17 protein-coding genes and 2 rRNA genes are annotated in these 19,208 nt (G+C 32.3%); 7 read left to right on the forward strand and 12 right to left on the reverse strand.

The window, feature by feature from the left end; genetic code table 11:
* Positions 1-219 precede the first annotated feature (219 nt).
* From BLS00_RS10345 to BLS00_RS10365, 5 genes are all read left to right on the forward strand, one after another.
* Positions 220-567, forward strand: a complete 348-nt coding sequence (locus BLS00_RS10345) for a L7Ae/L30e/S12e/Gadd45 family ribosomal protein (protein WP_091405782.1) — start codon at positions 220-222, stop codon at positions 565-567.
* A complete protein-coding gene (gene infB, locus BLS00_RS10350) occupies positions 545-2,656 on the forward strand; it encodes a translation initiation factor IF-2 (protein ID WP_091405785.1) in 2,112 nt (703 codons plus the stop codon). The genes BLS00_RS10345 and infB overlap by 23 nt, the downstream gene beginning before the upstream one ends.
* 57 nt (positions 2,657-2,713) lie before the next feature.
* On the forward strand, positions 2,714-4,147 hold the full coding sequence (locus BLS00_RS10355) for an ATP-binding cassette domain-containing protein (RefSeq protein ID WP_091405789.1): 1,434 nt from the start codon (positions 2,714-2,716) through the stop codon (positions 4,145-4,147).
* Between the two features lie 2 nt (positions 4,148-4,149).
* The gene (locus BLS00_RS10360) at positions 4,150-4,794 is read left to right on the forward strand and encodes an HAD family hydrolase (protein ID WP_176759914.1); all 645 of its coding nucleotides are present in this window, start codon (positions 4,150-4,152) and stop codon (positions 4,792-4,794) included.
* 94 nt (positions 4,795-4,888) lie between these two features.
* Entirely contained in the window at positions 4,889-6,253 is a 1,365-nt protein-coding gene (locus BLS00_RS10365; RefSeq protein WP_091405794.1) for a Do family serine endopeptidase, read from the forward strand.
* A gap of 84 nt (positions 6,254-6,337) precedes the next feature.
* Here the strand turns inward: BLS00_RS10365 and BLS00_RS10370 are convergent, their stop codons facing one another.
* The 4 genes from BLS00_RS10370 to BLS00_RS10385 form a co-directional block, all read right to left on the reverse strand.
* The gene (locus BLS00_RS10370) at positions 6,338-7,657 is read right to left on the reverse strand and encodes a phosphoglucosamine mutase (RefSeq protein ID WP_091405797.1); all 1,320 of its coding nucleotides are present in this window, start codon (positions 7,655-7,657) and stop codon (positions 6,338-6,340) included.
* 89 nt (positions 7,658-7,746) lie between these two features.
* Positions 7,747-8,598, reverse strand: a complete 852-nt coding sequence (locus BLS00_RS10375) for a carbohydrate ABC transporter permease (protein WP_205742463.1) — start codon at positions 8,596-8,598, stop codon at positions 7,747-7,749.
* An 11-nt stretch (positions 8,599-8,609) separates the two neighbouring features.
* Positions 8,610-9,509, reverse strand: coding sequence for a carbohydrate ABC transporter permease (locus BLS00_RS10380; protein WP_091405800.1), 900 nt, complete (start codon positions 9,507-9,509; stop codon positions 8,610-8,612).
* Positions 9,510-9,581: 72 nt separating this feature from the next.
* Positions 9,582-10,820: an ABC transporter substrate-binding protein gene (locus tag BLS00_RS10385; RefSeq protein ID WP_091405802.1), complete on the reverse strand. Its 1,239-nt coding sequence runs from the start codon at positions 10,818-10,820 to the stop codon at positions 9,582-9,584.
* Positions 10,821-11,051: 231 nt separating this feature from the next.
* Here BLS00_RS10385 and BLS00_RS10390 point away from each other — a divergent pair, with 231 nt between their 5' ends.
* Positions 11,052-11,984 carry a carbohydrate kinase family protein gene (locus tag BLS00_RS10390; RefSeq protein ID WP_091405804.1) on the forward strand — a complete coding sequence of 311 codons (933 nt, stop codon included), beginning with the start codon at positions 11,052-11,054 and terminating at the stop codon, positions 11,982-11,984.
* 2 nt (positions 11,985-11,986) lie between these two features.
* Positions 11,987-13,390 carry a glycosyltransferase gene (locus tag BLS00_RS10395; RefSeq protein ID WP_218119820.1) on the forward strand — a complete coding sequence of 468 codons (1,404 nt, stop codon included), beginning with the start codon at positions 11,987-11,989 and terminating at the stop codon, positions 13,388-13,390.
* 21 nt (positions 13,391-13,411) lie between these two features.
* Here the strand turns inward: BLS00_RS10395 and BLS00_RS10400 are convergent, their stop codons facing one another.
* The 8 genes from BLS00_RS10400 to BLS00_RS10430 all read right to left on the reverse strand — a co-directional run.
* Positions 13,412-14,650, reverse strand: a complete 1,239-nt coding sequence (locus BLS00_RS10400) for a hypothetical protein (RefSeq protein ID WP_091405806.1) — start codon at positions 14,648-14,650, stop codon at positions 13,412-13,414.
* A complete protein-coding gene (galT, locus tag BLS00_RS10405) occupies positions 14,647-15,651 on the reverse strand; it encodes a galactose-1-phosphate uridylyltransferase (protein ID WP_091405810.1) in 1,005 nt (334 codons plus the stop codon). Before galT ends, BLS00_RS10400 begins: the two co-directional genes overlap by 4 nt.
* Positions 15,648-17,102: a glycogen synthase gene (locus tag BLS00_RS10410; protein ID WP_091405813.1), complete on the reverse strand. Its 1,455-nt coding sequence runs from the start codon at positions 17,100-17,102 to the stop codon at positions 15,648-15,650. Before BLS00_RS10410 ends, galT begins: the two co-directional genes overlap by 4 nt.
* 19 nt (positions 17,103-17,121) lie before the next feature.
* Positions 17,122-17,748: an MBL fold metallo-hydrolase gene (locus BLS00_RS10415; protein ID WP_091405816.1), complete on the reverse strand. Its 627-nt coding sequence runs from the start codon at positions 17,746-17,748 to the stop codon at positions 17,122-17,124.
* A gap of 13 nt (positions 17,749-17,761) precedes the next feature.
* Complete coding sequence (locus BLS00_RS10420; RefSeq protein ID WP_091405819.1) at positions 17,762-18,385, reverse strand: CBS domain-containing protein; 624 nt, start codon at positions 18,383-18,385, stop codon at positions 17,762-17,764.
* Between the two features lie 120 nt (positions 18,386-18,505).
* Positions 18,506-18,682: a hypothetical protein gene (locus tag BLS00_RS10700; protein ID WP_167849059.1), complete on the reverse strand. Its 177-nt coding sequence runs from the start codon at positions 18,680-18,682 to the stop codon at positions 18,506-18,508.
* A gap of 247 nt (positions 18,683-18,929) precedes the next feature.
* Positions 18,930-19,043: ribosomal RNA gene (rrf, locus tag BLS00_RS10425) — 5S ribosomal RNA — on the reverse strand.
* A 23-nt stretch (positions 19,044-19,066) separates the two neighbouring features.
* Positions 19,067-19,208, reverse strand: a 23S ribosomal RNA gene (locus BLS00_RS10430); the annotation flags it as partial.

Raw genomic sequence — 19,208 nt, forward strand, 5'->3', positions numbered from 1 at the left:
TCCCTATTTTTGTCAATTGCTTTGTTGTTAACTATTCCTTTCTTGTTCCTTAACCTCTTCCACCTTTTCAGGCGTGCATTTGTTTTTAATTCATTTATATCGTTACTTATATGTATGTAGTAATATATTTATTTAATCTTAATCATGAATATTTTGTTTGATTACCAAATAATGATATAATAATAATTGGTAAATGCTATTTTATAAGGGAGTGAATCGATGAGAGAAAAAAAGATTTTAAATCTTTTGGGTTTTGCTTCTCGAAGTAGGTCTTTTGTTTTCGGAAAAGATGGAATTAGAGCTTATATTCGGGGAAATCAGAAAAACAAGATAATTATTATTGCATCTGACACTGGAGACGCGGTTAAAGAAGATACTGTTAAAAGATGCAAGAGCCACGGTATTATATATTATATCCTTAAAGATTATAATAAAGAAGATTTATCTAATGCAATGGGTAAATTAGAGATTAGCGTAGTAGGCGTAACTGATGAGAACCTTGCTGCAGGAATTATTGACTTAGTAAAAAACGGAGGTGAAAATGATGCCAAAGATCAGAGTATATGAATTAGCAAAAAAATTAGATTATAATTCTAAAGATTTAGTTGAAATTCTTAAAAATGAATTGGATATTGATGTTAAAAGTCATATGAGTACTTTAGAACAAGACACAGTTGAGGCTATTGAAGATCTTCTTGCTCCTTCTAAAAATAAAGAAGAGAAAGCAAAGAAATCTGAGAAATCAAAAAAACAAGAAAAATCCAAAAAGAAAAAGGCTGCTCCTAAAAGTGAACAACAAAATAAAAAAGAAGAGCCTGTAGAAAAAGAAGAAGAAAAACAATCAATAGGTGAGATAAATTTAACACCTTCTGAATTGACTTTAGATAAAATTGCTAAGAAACTCAGTGTTGATCAAAATGATATCATTAAGAAAGCTTTTATGGAAGGAAAGATGCTAAGACCAGGTCAAGAATTAAGCCCTACAGAAACTGAAGAAATTGGGCTTTTATACGAGACTGTTATTAACTTTGTGGAAGAAGAAAAGAAAGAAGAAGAGTTGGATAATGAATTGGTAGATTATTGGAATAAAGTTTACGAAGAACAAAAAGACTCTTTAAAAACAAGGCCACCAGTTGTAACTGTTATGGGACATGTTGACCATGGTAAGACTACTTTGTTGGACAACATTAGAAATACTAAAGTTGCAGAGGGAGAAGAAGGCGGTATAACTCAGAGTATCGGTGCTTACCAATTAGAGTACAATGATAAGAAAATCACTTTTATTGATACTCCAGGGCATGAGGCTTTCACCGAAATGAGGGCAAGAGGGGCTCAAGCAACTGACATCGTTGTTTTAATCATTGCAGCGGATGATGGGGTTATGCCACAAACAATAGAAGCGTATAACCATGCTAAAGATGCTAAGGTTCCTGTTATAGTTGCCATCAATAAGATAGATAAACCTAATGCAAATGTTGAGTTGACAAAACAACAAATGGTTGCAAAATTAAATCTTATTCCAGAAGACTGGGGTGGAGATACTATAACAGTTCCAATTTCTGCAATTTCTAAAGAAGGTATTGACGAATTGCTTGAAATGATTTCTCTTGTATCTGAAATGGAAGAGATCAAATGTAAACCAAATGGTCAAGCAAGAGCTGTTATTATAGAATCTAAATTAGATAAATTTTTGGGGCCTGTTGCAACTGTTATTGTCAAAGATGGTATTCTTAAAACTGGTGATTATTTTATTGCTGGCTCTACTTATGGAAAAGTGAGAAGGATGATTGATGACCAAGGTAGAACTATTAAAAAAGCTTTACCATCAACACCTGTACAAGTTTTAGGGTTTAACGAAGTTGCAGATACCCACAGTATTTTATACGTTACAAATTCTCTTAATCAAGCCAGAGAGATTTCTGGGAAGAAAAAAGAAAAGGAAGACTTAGCAAATCAAAACATAAATAAAAAGCATGTTAAATTAGAAGATTTCATGAAAATGATGGAAGGAAACCAGAAGAAAGTTTTGAATATTATTTTAAAAGCGGGAACTTTTGGAGAAATTGAAGCTTTGAAGAATTCAATTAACAAACTTCAAAACCCTGATATTGATATTGATATTGTTCATGCAGGTATTGGTACAGTTACAACATCTGATATTATGCTTGCTTCAGCTTCTGATGCTGTTGTTATGGGCTTTAGAGTCAAAGTAGATAACAAGGCTAAAAAAGATGCTGAAAAGGAAGGAATTCAAATCAAAAGATATGATATAATCTTTCAATTGATTGATGAACTTAAGAAAGCACTTCAGGGTATGCTTGAACTTGAAGAAAAAGAAGAAAATACAGGTTCTGGTAAAATAAAAGAAGTCTTTAAAATCAAGAAAGTTGGAAATGTTGCTGGTGTCATTGTTGAAGATGGATACGTTGAAAGAGATGGAGGAGTAAGAATTTACAGAAACGGTTCTTTACTCCAAGACGTTAAAATCGAAAGCTTGAAACATTACAAAGATGAAGTAAAAAGAATCGAAGCACCTCAAGAAGGCGGTATAAAATTTGAAAACTTTGATGATTTCAACGCAGGAGATGAATTAGAATTTTATAAAAACATTCAATTCGAAAGACAAATTGAATTTGATAATTCAAAAGATAGATAACAATTTATTGAAAAAACCCCGGTTAATTCCGGGGTTTGTTAATATTGGAGGAGAATTATGTATTTATTGGGGATAACAACTTTTTTAGTTGTTTGGCAAATTATTTCTCTTTTTTATACAAATCTTACTTTGCCCGGGCCTATTATAACCGTTGAAACCCTTTTTAACTTAATCGGTGATATGACTTTTTGGACTCAGTTTTTAAATACATTTTTAAAGAGTTTAACGGGACTTGTAATAAGTTTGGGAGTTGGAGTTCCTCTTGGCTTTTTTGCAGGGCTCAACAAGAAATTCGACGATTTTATTAGACCTGCTGTCATGTTTTTTCAAGGTGCCCCCATAGTTTCTTATATAGCTATTTCGATGCTTTGGTTTGGTATTGGCTTTTATACCCCTGTTTTTGTAGCTTTTGTGGTTATATTCCCAACCATAGTTTTTAACATTTCAAACGGGATAAGATCAACAGACAAAAACCTTATAGAAATGGCAAAGTTGTATAAAATACCTCAAAGTTTGATCAGAAAGTACATTTACTTTCCATCTATAATCCCTTTTGTCGTATCAACTTTAAAAATAATTTCTGGGACTTTGTGGAGAGCTGTTGTAGTGGGAGAATTTCTGGCAGGTGCTTATGGAATAGGTTATTCACTGTCTCTTTCTAAAGCTACTCTTAACACGGAAGAAGTTTTTGCATACACCATCTTTTTAATCGCAGTGGGGATTATCTTTGAAAAATCTCTTTTGAAAATAAATTTAAACCCAAAGATAAAGATAAAAAAGAATATAGAAGTTACACACAATGAAAAGACGGATAATTTAAAAGATATTGAGTTGGATAATGTAACTTTTTCGTATAATGATACAAATGTTATTCAAAATTTGAATATGAAAATTGAAAAAAACAAGACTACAGCTCTTATAGGTGAATCTGGAAGTGGAAAGACGACTATCCTGTATTTATTATCCAAAATTAGAAAAGGTTTTACTGGAAATATTAAAAACGTTCCTGAAAAGGTCTCTTTTGTGTATCAAGATGACAGACTCATTCCTTGGTTGAACGTAAACGATAATATAAAAATAGTAAATCCAAACTTAGAAGACAGAGATATTGAAAAATATCTATCCATGATGGGTATAGAGGAAAAACAATTTATATATCCAGAAAAATTATCTGGGGGGATGAAAAAGAGGGTTAACATTGCAAGGGCTCTCGCGTACAACCCAAAATTACTTTTGTTAGACGAGCCTTTTTCTTCTTTGGATTTGAAAACCAAGTACAATTTGATAGAAGATTTGAAAAAGATTTTTTCTAACGACAATATAACCAGTCTTATAGTTTCTCACGATCCCTATGAGATTTCAGAAATTTCGGATAGAATATATTTACTGAGTTCAAAAGAAAAAAATATTATTTGGGAACAAGATTTAGAAAACGAAGAAAAAGAAAATTTGGCAAATATAATCAAAGATAGAATAATAAACGGAGGATGAGTATGGATAAAATAAAGACTATTATATTTGATTTAGATGGAACCCTTGTCAACACAATTAACGTTACTATACCTGCTTTCGAAAATGTTATAAAGGATTTGAAAGAGAAAAATATGATAGAGTATTTACCAGACAAAAAAGAAATAATGAAATACATAGGTTATCCCATAGATCAGATCTTTACTAATTTATACGATAGCAATGATAAAAAACTTATCGAAGAATCAGTTAGACTTTTAGATCATTACGAAGAAATCATTATAGAAAACAACGACAACATTTTTTTTGATGGTGTTATTGAAGTTCTTGATTATCTGAGTAGAAAAGGATATAAGATGATGGTTTTGTCTAACTGCAACACAACTTACCTCAACAGTATTTTAAAAAAAGGTATTGAAATTTATATAGATGAACCATACTGTTCCGAGATGTTTGACTGGAAAGACAAAGAAGAAGTGATGAAGAAGGTTATCGACCTGAACAAAAAAGAAGAGTACGTGATGGTGGGAGACAGAAAACACGATATAAAGGCTGCGAAAGACAATGGAATTAAATCTATAGGTTGTGATTATGGCTATGGACAACATGAGATCAATTCAGCAGACATCATAATTAAAGATATAAAAGAGTTAATTGACATTTTTTAAAAATTTTTTAAGTTTGAACGTTAACATTTAAGATTTTTTTAAGTACGTAGATTGATAATATTACCAGAAAACATTAGATATAGGAGGTGTAAAAATGAAAAAATTATTAGTTGTTATAACAGTTTTTGTTTTGAGTTTGAACGTTTTTGCAGCTGTAAACGCAGATGTTGAAAGTCCTTTTATAAAAGTGGCAGAAGAAGCTGGGCCTGCTGTTGTTAGTATTGAAGCGAAAGGCAAACAATCAATGGGAATAGATCCATATTTTGAAGATTTTTTTAGAAGGTTCTTTGGTGAAATTCCTCAACAAAATAGAGAATTTCAAAGTCTTGGTACTGGATTCATTTTTGATGAAGAAGGATACATAATTACAAATTATCATGTTGTTGAGAACGCATCAAATATAAATGTAACTATGACAAATGATAATTCTTTTGAGGCAAAATATATTGGTGGAGATAGCGACCTTGATTTGGCTATCTTAAAGATAGAAACAGATAGAAAATTACCAACTGTTGAACTTGGCGATTCGGACAATTTAAAAATAGGACAATGGGCTATAGCAATAGGTAATCCGCTTGGATTCAGCCATACTATCACAACCGGTGTTGTTAGTGCATTTAACAGAAAAATCCAAAAACCTGATGGCTCAGGATATTATGTTGATTTAATTCAAACAGATGCAGCCATTAACCCTGGTAATTCAGGAGGACCACTTTTGGATATTCACGGAAGGGTTATAGGTATCAACACCGTTATTGTTAACCCTACACAAGGTGTTAACCTTGGTTTTGCAATACCAATAAACTTGGCTAAAAGATTTGCTTATTCCTTAATCGAAGACGGATCTTTCCAAAGAGCTTATTTAGGAGTTTATTACGGTGATGTCAATGAATCTCTTCAAAAAGCTCTTGGATTAAAAGTTAGCAAAGGCGCTTATATTAACGACGTTGTAGATGGTTCAGCTGCTGACAAAGCGGGTATAAAAGCTGGAGATGTTATAACAAAAGTTGGAAACAATGATATCGAAGATGGAGCAGAATTGGCATCTGTTTTGCGAACTTACAAAGCGGGAGAAGAAGTAACTATAACAGTTAATAGAAATGGAGAAAAATTAGAACTTAACGTAGTTTTAGCCAAAGCAGAAGATGTTGCAAAAGAAACTTCTGAAAGTTATTTTGGACTAAAAGTTAGAAATTTACAAAATAGCGATTATAACAAATTAGATTTATCCAAAGACATCAAAGGTATAGTTATTGAAGAAGTTACAAATCAAAACTATATTTACGGTGTGAAAGCTGGAGATGTTATATCTCAGATAGCAATCAACGGTAACTACCATAATATTAGTAATGTTGAAGATTGGGAAGAAATAGCAAGCTCAATTGAGAAAAATTCTTATGTTGCTTTGATAATTCACAGACAAAATATTAGATATGTAGTAAAATTTTTCTATAAATGATATTAGAATAAACCCCGCTTAAAAGCGGGGTTTTTTATTATAAATTTTGTATTTTCCAACTTTCAACATTGATCTTTCAACTGATTAACATTCTTTGTCTATGCTTTCTATTAATTCAACGAATTTGTCGGTAACTTTTTCAACTTCATTGTAATCTTTTCCTTCAATCATTACCCTTATTTTATGTTCAGTTCCAGAAGCCCTAACGACTATTCTAAGATCATCTCTTTCTGAATATTTGCATTTCATCTTTTCTATCCTTTCATCAAGCATAACAGCCTTTTTATCCTTAACAGAAACGTTTTTTAGTAATTGAGGAAATGACGGTATTTCCGATACAAGCTCATCTAAACTTTTACCAAAGTAAGTTAAAGTCTCCAATGTTTCCAATGCAGTGATTAGTCCATCTCCTGTGGTAGATCTATCCAAGAATATTATATGCCCTGATTGTTCTCCACCAATGTTTATTTCATCCTCAAGCATTTTTCTTAAAACGTATTTATCCCCCACAGAAGTTCTCTTGAGGAGGATATCGTTTGATTTCAAAAACTCTTCGAATCCAAGATTGCTCATGACTGTTGAAACAATGCTATCTTTCGAAAGCCTTCCCTGCTTTTTCATTTTTAAAGAGTTTATAGCCATAAGTTTGTCACCATCTACAAGATTACCTTTTTTATCTAAAAAAAGGCATCTATCTGCATCTCCATCAAACAAAATACCAAGGTCGTATCCATCCGTTTTTACCTTTTTGGATAAAAATCCTGGTTCAGTAGATCCACATTCTTCGTTTATGTTGAACCCATTAGGTTTGTTGTTAAAAATATCATACTTTAGCGACATTCTACCAAAGATATCTTTCAAAATACTTCCAGCAGCACCATGCCCCACGTCTATTGCACTTTTCAACTCACTTCTAATTTCTCCGTAACAGCCTAAAAGGTAGTCTATATATTCATTTTTTGATTTAGAATTTTTCACAGTACCAATTTCTCCATAGGGAGAATATTCCATGTTTTCAGACAAAATCAATTTTTCCAAATCAACTTCTTCTTCATCTGGTATCTTATACCCTTCAGCAATAACTTTCAGCCCATTGTAAATAGATGGGTTATGAGAAGCAGAAATCATAATTCCTATGGCCTTTTTTTTGTTTGTTAAATATGACAAAGTTGGTGTTGGGACAACTCCGAGTGTTTCCACTTTCATACCTGCAGATATAGCACCTGTAGATATGGCTTTTTCAAACATATCACCTGAATTTCTCGTGTCTTTTGCTATCATCAAAGTTTTATATTTTCCAGAATAAAGTCTTGCAACTGCGTTCCCAACTTTCATCGCAAGATCTACTGTTAACTCTTCGTTCACTATTCCCCTTATTCCATCAGTTCCAAATAATCTTTTCAAATTATTCACTCCCTTGAATTTTACTATAACCATTATACATCAAAAACCCGAGCATTAAAATGCCCGGGTCGAAATTATTATTAATATTGTTATCCTTTTATAGCTCCAGAAGTCAAACCTTCTACAATCTTATTCTGGAATATAAGAACCAGCAAAACTAAAGGAACTGTGATTATAACAGATGCCGCCATAAGCTGTCCCCAAGGTTGTTCATATTGTGATGCTCCAGTGAACATTGATATAGCTACTGGAACTGTGAACATTTCTGGGTTTATGACAAATGTCAAAGCAAACATGAATTCGTTCCAAGCTTGTATAAAAGTCAAAAGACCTGTTGTAACTATTGCTGGAATGGATAGAGGAATAACTATTTTATACAAAGTTTGGAATTTGTTACATCCATCTATATAAGCGGATTCTTCAACAGACTTTGGCAGATCTCTGAAGAAGTTCTGCAAAATCCAGGTCGTCAGTGGCAAAGTAATAGCTGTATAAGGAATGATAAGTCCTGGGTATGTGTCTATAAGTCCCATACTTCTCAAAAGTTGATACAAACCACCAAGTATAGAAACTTGAGGGAACATACTAACAGCCAGAATACTTCCCATAATCAAAACTTTTCCAGGAATTTTCAACCTTGCAACAGCATAACCAGCAAATGATCCGAGCACTAATGAAAACAATGTTGTTGAACCTGCAACTATAATTGAGTTCAAGATATTTCTTAAAAAGTTGTGTTCTCTAAAAACTCCGATGTAGTGGTCAAATGTCCACTCAGGAGGTAAAAGGCTGAAATCCTTTGTAAACAAGAATGTGTTGGATGTAAAAGAACTTCTTATAGCCCACCAAAAAGGAAAAACAAAGTATATGAAAATTACTACTACAAAAATATATAAAAATGTTTTTTCTATATTTTTCTTTGATCTCATCCCTAATTTCATCGAATCACCCCCTAATCTAATTTAAGATTCATTGATTTAATATAAATAAGAGTAAATACACCAATTAATAAAAATATTATTACTGAAAGGGCTGATCCATATCCAAATAACCCTCTGGGTGAGAATATATTATCCATAAGCAAACTTCTGTTGTAAACGGATAACGTTTCTGTGTCTTGACTACCTGGAGTCATGATATATACTATGTCAAAAACTCTCAGTGCATCAAGAGTTCTAAAAATTAGTGTAACGGCAATTGTTGGTTGCAATATTGGGAGTGTTATACTTGTAAACTGTCTCCATTTACTTGCTCCATCAATCCTGGCAGCTTCGTAAAGTTGACTTGGAATTGTTTGTAACCCTGCTAACAACAACAAAGCAACAAATGGCGTTGTTTTCCAAACGTCTACAGAAACAATCGCGTTCATTGCAAGTGATGGATCTGCAAGGATAGGTGTACCTTCTTCTAATATTCCCAAACTGTATAATAGATTACTTATAACTCCGTAATTATCGTTGTACATCCATCTCCACATTTGAGATGATATAACAGTAGGAACTGCCCATGGGATAAGCATAGCAGCTCTCATAAAACCTCTTCCTTTGAATTTTGCATTCATCAGCAATGCAACACCCAAACCAATTAAAAATTCTAATAATACTGATAAAACAGTAAAATAAATGGTATTCCACAATGAACTTAAAAATCGGGCATCTTGAAAGAGCCTTATATAATTCCCCAACCCTAAAAATTCTCTTTCAAAACCTGGCCTTAATGACCAACTAAAAAAACTATCGTATATAGTTTGGATTAAAGGTATAAAGGCAGTTATAGAAATTGCGAATATAGTAGGTATTATCAACCAGAAAGCAAGACGCATATCTTTTTTATTATATTTTTTTACTTTCATAAGCCACCTCCGAGAATATTTAAAAAAGACGGTAAGACGGAATAATTCCGCTTACCGCCTGTTTGTATTAAATTACATTAATTCTTTTAATTGTTTTTCTAAATCGTTGACAGCTTGTTCAGCATCTTTTTGTTGGTTGATTACGTTGTATGTTTCATTCCAAATTATTCTTGATACTTCTGGATAAATTGGTGTAACTGGTCTTGGTTCTGCATTAATAAATACATCATAAAGATCTACCATGAATGGGATTTCTTTAGCTAATTCTTCTGTTTGGTATACTGATTCTCTTGTTGGATTTTGTCCAGCAACTATAGCTTTTTTTAATTGTTGTTCTGGTGAAGTCAAAAATTTAACAAATTTTTTAGCAGCTTCTAATTGAGCGCTTGAAGCATTTCCATTTATAGCTAAATTCCATCCACCTAATGTTGCTGAATGTCTTCCTCCTTCAATGTCACCTTTAGGAAGTGGAGCAATTCCAACCTTTCCAGCTGTAGGTGATGATGGATCTTGAATTAAAGGCCATGCATAAGGCCAGTTTCTCATAAATACAGCATCTCCATTTTGGAATAATCTTCTTGCTTCTTCTTCCATATATGTTGTAACACCTTTTCTTGTAGTACCTTCTTCAACTAATTTGTCCATCATTTCTAATGCTTGAATAGCTCTTTCTTTGTATTCTTCATTACCTATTACAACTTCTCCATTTTCTATGATCATACCACCATATGAATGTATAAATTCCATAACATTACATGTTAAACCTTCGTAAGAAGTTCCTTGCCAGATAAATCCATCGATTCCTTCTTTTTCAGAAATTTCTTTACCTATTTCATTTAATTCTTCCCATGTTTCTGGTACATCATATCCATATTTGTCTAATAAGTCTTTTCTGTAATATAATAAACCAGCATCTGTAAACCATGGTATTGCAACAATTTTATTGTTGTAGGTAACTGATTTAACTGTACCTGGTAAAAATTTGTCTAATTCAAAATAGTCATAGTCATCTGTTAAATCAGCGACAAATGGTTCAAATTCTGCTGGCCAAATAACATCGACCATTAAAATTGTTGGATCAGGTGTTCCCGATGCCAAATATGTAACATAAAGGTCATGCCTTGATGTTGAACTGTTTGGCATTGGTAATACTTTTACTGTTATGTCTGGATTTTCCTTGTGAAATTGTTCTACTTGTTGATAAAGCAATTCTAATTCTTTACCAACTGCACCAGCTGCAATTGAAACTTCAATTGAGAATGCACTTACCACAAAAACAACTGCTAATAAAAGCACTAAGGCTTTTTTCATAGTTGAAACACCTCCCTGAGTATTGTGTTGATTTATTTTCATTCAACAGTACTATTATAAATATTGTTACAGAGTATTAAAAACGTTACTTAGTTTGATGAATTACAAATAATGCCGATTATTGTTTATTATTCTCTATTATTTAACGATTTTGCAGTTTATCTAATAAAATTTTTTTTGATATAATTGAAATTGAAAGAAATAATTTTTCTTATAAGTGAGGAGATAAATATGTTTGACTTCATTTCTTTTGGAGAAATTCTTATAGATATGATTTCTACAGATTATGTGAACGGATTAAAAAATTCAAATGTTTTTGAAAAACACTTTGGGGGTTCTCCTGCAAATATAGCAATGAATATATCTTCTCAAGGTTTTTCAACTTCTGTCATTTCAAAAATAGGTAACGATCCTTTTGGAGATTACATATTAAGTAGAATGAAAAAATCAAAGGTAAACACTGATTTTATTAAAATAGACGATGATTATAATACTGATATCGTTTTTGTTCTTAAATCACAGTTTTCACCAGAATTTTATCCTTACAGATCATCATCTTTGAATCTTGAAGTGAATGATGAAGCAATTGAAGCTGTTAAAAATGCAAAAATATTTCATTTCTCAACATGGTCTTTATCATCTGATAATAATCTTGAAATACTTCTTAAACTTTTAAAAGTTGCAAAAGAAAATGATACTTATGTTGGTTTCGACCCAAATTACCGTAAAATTCTTTGGCATTCATCTATAGACATTCAAAACGCCATGAAGATAATTTTGCCTTACTGTGATTTGGTAAAACCTTCTGATGATGACGCGAAATATATTTTCGGAGAAAGGTCTATAGACAAATACATAGAAATATTCCATGAGTTGGGGGCTAAAAACGTCATTTTGACGCTTGGAAAAGATGGTTCAATAGTATCAAGCGGAGAAGAAAAAAGGTCTCAACCGAGCTTTGCAAAAGAGGTAGTTGATACAACCGGAGCTGGAGACGCTTTTTGGTCTGGTACTTATATAGGTTTCATAGAAAATTTTGATATATTCAACGCTGCAAAACTTGGAAATGCCTTTTCTGCTGAAAATTTGAAAAAAGTTGGAGCTGTTTTAAGGCTTAAAAATTATCACGATTTGATAGACAAATATATTCAAAAAGGAGGGTGATTATGAAAGTAGGATTTTTAAATCCCCAGGGTAATTTTGACAACGAAGACTCTTATCTGACTGAACATCCCGATTTTGGTGGTCAGTTAATATATGTAAAGGAACTGGCAAAATCTCTCTCCAAATTGGGCGTTCAAGTGGATATTATAACGAGGCAAATCAAAGACAAAGAATGGCCGGAATTTGAAGATAAATTGGCATATTATGAAGGGTTTGAAAACGTAAGGATTGTAAGAATACCTTTTGGTGGAGACAAATTTATAAACAAAGAGAACTTGTGGTATCACATTGATGAATTCACTGACAACATAATCAAATTTTATGATAAAGAAGGGTTACCAGACTATTTTACAACTCATTATGCAGACGGAGGTTATTCTGGTTATCTCCTAAAAAAGAAAACTGGAATCCCTTTCACGTTCACAGGGCATTCTCTTGGTGCACAAAAGATGGATAAGATGAAGATTGACACGGATAATTTTCTCAAGTATGACAAAACATATCATTTCAGCAAGAGAATTGCTGCTGAGAGGATTTCCATGAAATATAGCACAAAAATTATCACATCAACCGATCAGGAGAGAAAAGAACAATATTCACACAGTTTATATTCCAGGGCTATAGATGCCAACAAATTAGATAAATTTGAGATTATTCCACCAGGTGTGAACATAGATATTTTTAACGATAAAGATAAAATAAAAGACAGTACAAAAAGGTACATAGATGATATAGTGGGCGATAATACTAAACCTTTTATTATATTATCCAGCAGACTGGATGCAAAGAAAAACCATATAGCCATGATAAAAGCCTATGCCGGAAATGAAGAGCTACAGAAGAGGGCTAATTTAGGATTTTTCTTGAGAAATATAAAAGATCCCTATAACCTGGAAAAAATACCTGAAAAAGAAAGAGAAATATTAAAACCAATCATAAAAATCATTAAAGAAAAGAATCTTGAAGATAAAATATTTTTCTTTGATTTCAGATCTCAAAAAGAGTTGGCAGATGCTTACAGATATTTCAGTGGTTTGAACTCTGTTTTTTCTTTGACGGCATTTTATGAACCTTTTGGCCTTGCTCCTATAGAAGCTGCTGCATGCGGTCTTGCAATTGTAGCAACGAAAAATGGTGGGCCCGCTGAAATTTTCAACGAGGAAACTGGAGTTTTAGTGGATCCAGAAAACGAAAGAGATATTGCAAAAGGCTGTTTAAACGCTTTGGATAATATTGAAATTTTGAAATTGAACGTTAAAAAATTAGTCTACGACAAGTACACATGGGATAAAACTGCTGAAAAGTATTACGAAGTTTTGAAAAGCATGAAAGATGTGGACAAAGAGATAAAAGAAGAAAAATTGGATGCAAAAAAGGTTATTATAGAATATTTATCAAAAAAATAGATGGCATTTGCCATCTATTTTTTAAAAGTTAAACGATCCACCTAAATGAATCTTATTTTTAAAAATATCGTCATCTTGATCGTAATACTCTATGTATGAAATCTTCATACCTGGCATGAAGAAATAGGAAAATTCATATTCAAATTCTGTTTCTTCATCAAACAAGTCTTCAAAAACTTCAACAAAATCTAAAGAATCTAAATTTCTTCTATAATATCCGTACAACTCAAAAGGATACTCTGAAAAAGGAGAGTTTATTCTTAAATCACCAAATAGTTCTTGGTTTGAAATAGAACTAAAATCAAAAGTCATGTCATATGAATATCTTGCATTAAGTGCTATTAAATCTGTATATTCGAAAACCAAATCATACAACCCTCCAAGACTTGATTCTGTTTTACTTAACAATTGTTCATGTTTGCTTACATTAGTTGTTTGCCCAATGTATTCATAGTCTTCATCTACATACGAAAGAACTGCGTGTGGAGAAATATATATCACAGGTAAAGCTCTGAAAGAAAAATATTCACTGTTGAATCCTCCACCTGCTCCCATTAAAAATCCTGATTCTGCATCAAAATCTACAGAAGTTGCAGCTGGAGATGTGAAAATATAACCACTTTCTACTCCTGCAAACAAGCCACCTAAATCTTTGTATATCCCAATGTTGGCGACCAAATCATTTTTCCATTCGGAGTAAAGCTGGTTGGTTCCAACCATTACACTGAGATCAATTCCGCTTATGTTGAGCGCACCTTCCAAAAAAGAAAATTTAGATTGGTTCCCTATTTCAAACGGACTCAATTTGTATATTTCAAAAGGTATATGCCCAGAAATGTAAGCTGTATCATAACTTCCCAATCTTATATCAACAGCCTTTGTCATAGGTTTGGTATATCTGTACATGACAGTTCCCATACCAAAGGAATATCTTGGCATGTAACCATATCTAAACCCAAAGTTATTGAAATCAAATTCAACAAGATTTATGTTGAATGCATTTATCAAATTAGTGCTATCTTCTGTATTTTCATATCTTGGCTTACCATAATAAAAAGTTCCACCTATTTCACTCTGATAAGCCTCAAAACCAACACCTATTTTGACTGTATCGAATTCAAAAATTGGAGTGACAGAATAAAAAAGATTTTCTTCTTCTTCTGTTTCTATCGTTGTGAATATTGGGACTACTGTAAGCCCAAAAGAAAATGATAAAACAAAAACACTTAACAGCCCTATTAAAACTATAATTTTTTTCATATTTCTTCCTCCTCTTTTCTTAAGTCTTTAGCTGCTTTTTCGGGTGAAACAGTGTTAATATAAAACCCTGTCCCCCATTCAAATCCAGCAATATTAGTTAACCTCGGTATAATTTCAAAATGCCAGTGATAAAACTCATTGGTGTCTTCGGCAAACGGTGCTGTGTGCAAAACAACGTTAAACGGGGGATCTTTTAAAACCCTTTTAAACCTTCTGAAAAGGTTGTAAAAAACTCCAGCCAGTTCAGTTATTAGTTCATCGTCTTTTTCAAGTTCTCCAAAATTATCGCTGTGGAACTTTGGAATTATTGAAGACTCATAAGGGAACCTCGAAGCATATGGAACATAAGTCAAAAAATTCTCCGTTTGAAAAACAACTCTTTCTTCTTCGTCAATTTCTTGTCTTATAATATCACAAAATACGCATCTATCTCTAAAATTATAATAATCTTTGGCTCCTTCAAGCTCATCCAAAATTGTCATTGGGATGATTGGAGTGGCTATAAGCTGGGAATGTGGATGCTTTAAAGAAGCTCCAGCCCTTTTCCCTTTATTCTTAAATATCTGTATATATTTTATATTTTTATCCTTTTTAATTTCGTTGAATCTTTTTACATATGCCCAAATAACTTCTTTTAACTGTTTTTTAGACATTTCTGAAAAATTTGTGTTGTGTTCTGGAGTTTCAACAATAACCTCGTGGTAGCCATACCCAGTCATTTTATCATACATTCCATGAGGTTCTTTATTTAATTCTTTCCCATTTAGTGCAGGAAATTTATTTGGTACAACTCTAACCCACCAACCAGAAGAATCTGGCTTTGTTCCTTCATTTCTGAAAGCCAAAACTTCTTGTGGGGTTGATTCTTCATTTCCGTAATCAAATGGGCAATAAGTCTCTTTCTCTTCTTCTTTATAGCTATAATCATTTGGTCTTTTACCTCTATCTAAAGCTAAAATAACCCACCTTTTAGTTATCGGATCTTTTCTTAGCTCGTTCAATATTGAGCACCTCGTTTTTTTGTTAAAGCCATTTTGTATAGATCTCTATATTGGCTAGCTGTTGATTCCATAGAAAAATTTTTCCCCATACAGTTGTTAAACAATATTTCCCATTTTTCTGGTTTCATCTTATAATAATAAGTAGCTTTTAAAACAGCTTTTAGAAGTTTACAACTCTCATATTCAAAAAAACCGAATCCATTTCCTTTTTCAGTTTTTTCATCAAATTCTACAACAGTATCTGAAAGACCGCCCGTATATCTAACTACTGGTACTGTTCCATACCTCATAGAGAACATCTGTCCCAACCCACAAGGTTCATATTTGGAAGGCATTAAAAATATATCGGATCCTGCATAGATCTTTTGTGCGAGATCAACATCGAATTTTAAGTTTGCAGACGCTCTCCCAGGGTATTTTTCTTCAATTTCTTCAAAATATTTCTCATATTTTTTGTCACCTGTGCCTAAAACAACGAAATTAACATCCAACATCATCACATAATCCATGATATCAAATATCAAATCCAACCCTTTTTGGTCGTATAGTCTACTAATTAAAGAAATGACTGGTCTATCTCTTTTCTTTTCCAAATTGAGATATTCCTGCAACTTCAATTTATTTTTTACCTTATCTTTATAATTGTGAATGTGATTGAAAATTCTGTCATCATTTTTAGGATCGTTTTCTGAATAATCGATTCCGTTCAAAATCCCATACAAATTATCCGACCTGATTCTTAATACTCCATCCAATTTTTCTCCCATTTCTGGAGATTGTATCTCTTCAGCATATGTTTTACTAACTGTGTTTATTATATCTGAATAAAGTATAGCACCTTTTAAAAAATTGATATCTCCAAAAAATTCCAAAGCATCAGTGTTGTATAAATATCCTGGTAAATTTGCTAAGTCGAGTACATCTTTACCAAAAATTCCCTGATATCCTAAATTATGTATAGTCAATACTGTAGAAATTTTTGAAAGTGTTGGATCAGAGATATAGTTATGCCTCATATAAACAGGTATCAAAGATGTTTGCCAATCATTTATGTTTATAACCTCTACATCGTTTTTAACTTCTCTGATAAACGTCAAAACAGCATCTGAAAAATAAGTGCTTCCCAAAGCTAATTTGCTATCCTCATAAACTTCTTCAGTGTTAAAAACCTCACTCTCTATAAAATAAATGGGAACATCTGAATTTGGTAAATTGCTTTTTAAAACGTTAAAAGGCTCTTTGAAATTATGAGTTATTGGATAATATTCTTCTACAACTTTTTCAAAAATTTTTGTATCATAATTTTTTTTAATCCTTTTATGTAAAGGCATGATAACGAAAACATCTTCTCCAATTTTTTTCAAATATTTTGGAAGAGCACCAGCTATATCAGCAAGCCCACCAACTTTTGCAAACGGAGCAACTTCATAAGAAACATAAGCAATTTTCATAATAATCCCTCCAATAAATTTATTTATCTATTCTGTAAGGGCTGTCATGCGTAAAAATAATATAATCTGATTTATCGTAATATTCTTTTACAATCTCAGCTACTTTATCAGTTCTTAGCCCTCTCAATACGTCATACAACTCTATTCTTGTCATGCAAATATCTCCAGGGAAAAATACTTTCCCCATATTATCTGTTTCAACAAAAAAAGAACAATGTTCAGAAGAATGGTAAGGAGTGTATATAACATCTATACAATCAAAAAGTCTGTCTCCATCTTTAATCAATATGTCTCTTTTACTAACCTGATCATACATCTCTTGGTAAGCTTGTCCAGAAAAAATACCGAAATTAGAATAAGGTTTATTTCTGTATTTTTCATGAACATACACAGAAGCATTCTTAAAAAACTTAGAATTTGCTGCATGGTCCAAATGAAAATGTGTTAACAAAACTTCAGTTATTTCTTCAGGCTTTAAATTTCTTTCGTTGAACTGTTCTTCTAAAAATCTCATTGAACCTTCATGACTTGGATCTATCAATATTTTATGACTTTCATCATATAGCATCGCAACTGTAGAATAACTTCCTTGAACCCTCTCTGGAATCCAAATAGTACTTCCAGGTAAAATTACATCTAATTTCAATATTACTCCTCCTTTAAAAATCCCATATTGAGGCTTCTTCTTCAAAAATTGCTTCATAATCTATACCGTTTTTATCAAAAAGGTCTGAAACAAAGCTAACGTCTTTTATGTTTATTTTTAAAGTGATTATTCTCTTATCTTTTTTTATTTTATGAGTCATTAAAGACAATATATTAATATTTTCTTTGGAAATAATATCTAACAATTTTTTCAACTCACCAGGTACGTCATCTCTTACAAGCATTATCTTTGTTCCATCTTCTTCCATAGAAGATAAACCTCTAAACGCTTTAACTATTTCATAAAACCCAAATATACCTACTGGATACATTTCATGATCTACAACAGGAAATATCTTTACTCTGTTTTCAAGCATCATTAACATCGCGTCTTCAATCAAATCATCATTATATAAAAAAATATCTACAGGATCTAAAATTTCATAAATTTCTTTGTTACCTTCAAAATTGTTTAAAAATTCAATGTCTTCATATCTAATAATGTTATACAAAGTATTATCATGCCTGAGTATGACAACACACTCTTTGTTTTCATGTATCAATTCTAATACATCTTTAACATGTTTGTTCAAATATATATATTCAAAATTTTTATTAAACCAGTTTTTAACGTACATATTTTCACCTCTTCAGGTTATTTTTAACTAAATTATACATGAAATAGATTAAATTATAAAGTGGTTGATATTATAGCATTAAAAAAAGGTAGCGTATAAACGCTACCTTGTCTATTCTTTTTACATATTTTTTAGTTTCTCTTCAATATCATTTAATTCTTGGTTGATTTCTTTCCATTCTGCCTCTAAAAATTCATCGTGTTCATAAGGCCCCATATATTTTGCAATAGCATTCTTTTCAATTTCAAGAACTCTTTTTCTTTTTTCTAAATCTTCTTTTGTTTTTAATTCAGCCATACATAACCCCCCCAATTCGTATATTTTTTAACTATACCTTAACCAAATTATACCAAACGTTACATTGATAGTCAAGAAAAGATTTATTGGAAATTGTTTCACAAACCGCAAAAAGCAGCACCCCTCATTAAGAGGGGCCCAGTTTACTAACAACGATTTTTCTGAAAGAAAAATCTTAACAACTATCAACAAATGATGGTATATAAAGAAAAAGAGTCAACCTTGTGGGTTGACTCTTGAAGTATTGAAGGGGCGAAACCTACTCTTGCACACAATAAGTGTACTACCATCGGCATGAGTTGGCTTAACGGCCAGGTTCGGAATGGATCTGGGTGTGTCCCATCTCATTATCCTCACCCCTAATAACTAACTCACTAGTGCATAATTGTCCAAAGCCTCGGGCTATTAGTATCGCTCAGCTCAATACATCACTGCACTTACACTTGCGACCTATCAATGTCCTGTTCTCGAACTGCCCTTAACTCTTTCGAGCGGGAAATCTTATCTCGAGGTCCGCTTCCCGCTT

The sequence above is a fragment of the Geotoga petraea genome, from assembly GCF_900102615.1.
GTDB classification, from domain to species: Bacteria; Thermotogota; Thermotogae; order Petrotogales; family Petrotogaceae; genus Geotoga; species Geotoga petraea.

Bases quoted from the DNA above. Each gene is read 5' to 3' on its own strand.
- BLS00_RS10385 (WP_091405802.1), bottom strand. From the start codon at position 10,820: ATGAAAAAAGCCTTAGTGCTTTTATTAGCAGTTGTTTTTGTGGTAAGT.
- BLS00_RS10420 (WP_091405819.1), bottom strand. From the start codon at position 18,385: ATGTACGTTAAAAACTGGTTTAATAAAAATTTTGAATATATATATTTG.
- BLS00_RS10410 (WP_091405813.1), bottom strand. From the start codon at position 17,102: ATGAAAATTGCTTATGTTTCTTATGAAGTTGCTCCGTTTGCAAAAGTT.
- infB (WP_091405785.1), top strand. From the start codon at position 545: ATGCCAAAGATCAGAGTATATGAATTAGCAAAAAAATTAGATTATAAT.
- BLS00_RS10375 (WP_205742463.1), bottom strand. From the start codon at position 8,598: ATGAAATTAGGGATGAGATCAAAGAAAAATATAGAAAAAACATTTTTA.
- BLS00_RS10345 (WP_091405782.1), top strand. From the start codon at position 220: ATGAGAGAAAAAAAGATTTTAAATCTTTTGGGTTTTGCTTCTCGAAGT.
- BLS00_RS10390 (WP_091405804.1), top strand. From the start codon at position 11,052: ATGTTTGACTTCATTTCTTTTGGAGAAATTCTTATAGATATGATTTCT.
- BLS00_RS10360 (WP_176759914.1), top strand. From the start codon at position 4,150: ATGGATAAAATAAAGACTATTATATTTGATTTAGATGGAACCCTTGTC.
- BLS00_RS10400 (WP_091405806.1), bottom strand. From the start codon at position 14,650: ATGAAAAAAATTATAGTTTTAATAGGGCTGTTAAGTGTTTTTGTTTTA.
- BLS00_RS10700 (WP_167849059.1), bottom strand. From the start codon at position 18,682: ATGGCTGAATTAAAAACAAAAGAAGATTTAGAAAAAAGAAAAAGAGTT.
- BLS00_RS10380 (WP_091405800.1), bottom strand. From the start codon at position 9,509: ATGAAAGTAAAAAAATATAATAAAAAAGATATGCGTCTTGCTTTCTGG.
- BLS00_RS10395 (WP_218119820.1), top strand. From the start codon at position 11,987: ATGAAAGTAGGATTTTTAAATCCCCAGGGTAATTTTGACAACGAAGAC.
- BLS00_RS10365 (WP_091405794.1), top strand. From the start codon at position 4,889: ATGAAAAAATTATTAGTTGTTATAACAGTTTTTGTTTTGAGTTTGAAC.
- BLS00_RS10355 (WP_091405789.1), top strand. From the start codon at position 2,714: ATGTATTTATTGGGGATAACAACTTTTTTAGTTGTTTGGCAAATTATT.